This window comes from Bacillus sp. CGMCC 1.60114 (genome assembly GCF_042676365.1).
Classification (GTDB): Bacteria; Bacillota; Bacilli; order Bacillales; family Bacillaceae_G; genus Bacillus_A; species Bacillus_A rhizoplanae_A.
In genome coordinates, this window is record NZ_JBHTHG010000022.1 from 1 (window position 1) to 1,482 (window position 1,482).

The following is a 1,482-nucleotide window of genomic DNA, read 5'->3' on the forward strand; positions in this document are numbered from 1 at the left end:
GTAAAAAGGGAAATTGTACGTCTTCCATCTATTGTTCCCTCCTTTTATATAAGGGGCATCGCCAACATTTTGGACAAATCCTACGCTAAACAAAAAATACAATAAGCTGCCCATATGGACAGCTCATTTACATAATTCTCGTTAGCGGAAGTTACATGACTACATCCGTTCTTCTTGTCTTTTTAAATCTTACAACTACTAAATAAATAACAATACTTACTATCATCAAACAAAAGGTAACATTTTGCGAAATACCAACAATACCCCTCCAACTGTTTACCCCATTTACAAACAATTGCAAGATTAACCCTATAAGTAAACTTAGTAATGCATACGGTGTTTTTTTTATTAAAAATCCTACACCCCCACCAAGGATACCACCGATAGTTGATGCTACGTACCAAGTCATATATGCGATTGCCTGTTCTTTAAATGATATCGTTATTGGTGATACATCCTCATAAAAATGTCCAATCACGAAATAAAACGTAATGGCAGTAATTGTATAAATGGCACCAAGTAATACAGCATTCTTAATATCCTTTGCAAATATATAGCCAACAAGCATAGCGAGTATAAACCAAACTGGTAAGGAGTTAAGCATTACCGCTAAATACGAAATGACGAATTCAAGAACTGTTATACCATCATCCAAATATTGTATGTTATCCGAAATAACTGAAAAGATACCAACAATTAAACCAACAATACATGTAAAAATAATAAACCTTCTCCAGTGTCCTTTATATTTTGGATTCTCCTTCAACAAAAATAAAACACTCTCCTCTTTTCTTTTTCACAGCAAACCCCTCCTGTTTAGAGAGAGGCCTGATTTGTTCTCATATACTACTGACGTAATTGTTTGTATCGTTGTACTATCATGTATAGCATTCGCTTTGCTATCACGAAAAAAATAAGACCTGCTACAAAATCAATTGCAAACTTCCAATCTGTATGTCCTTGATTCATACTCATGGCTATAAACATAGCAAGTAATCCAAAAACAAATCCCCATTCAAACTGATATTTCAAATCAGATCTCTCCCGCGTTAATTTTCCTTATTATACCACCTAAAAAAAGGGATGTATTGTGTATTTTGGGATGTATATGGTATACATATTCGGTTAACATAACGTAACATTATGGGAAGCAAAGAAAAAGGCGTCCCCTTATTCTCACAAGGGATTCGCCTTTTTCTTTTTCTATGATTCTATGCATCTTTTTATACATTCCTATTCTGGTGCGCCTTTTGGCTTCCCGATGGTTCCCTATGTCTCCCTATTTTTTGTATAAAATTTTGCATGCTCTTAGCGTGGTTTTTTTCCGAAATGCTGGCGGTACCCCATCGCTATCAAGCTAATATTTTGAAGTACCCCAAAAATGAAAATTTCCTTTTTCTACAGTTAGTTATTTGGAGAAGTCAGCTCTTTTTTCGTTTTTGGGGTGTTTACTTTTCTTAAGTTGATGGGCATGTATGGCGA

The 1,482-nt window shown here is 34.9% G+C and carries 2 protein-coding genes; both read right to left on the minus strand.

The genetic code is table 11. The features are described from left to right. Window positions 1-151: 151 nt before the first annotated feature. Entirely contained in the window at window positions 152-769 is a 618-nt protein-coding gene (locus ACFQZ1_RS08905) for a hypothetical protein (RefSeq protein WP_377881779.1), read from the minus strand. Window positions 770-846: 77 nt separating this feature from the next. Next, entirely contained in the window at window positions 847-1,032 is a 186-nt protein-coding gene (locus tag ACFQZ1_RS08910) for a hypothetical protein (protein ID WP_377881766.1), read from the minus strand. Window positions 1,033-1,482: the final 450 nt, after the last annotated feature.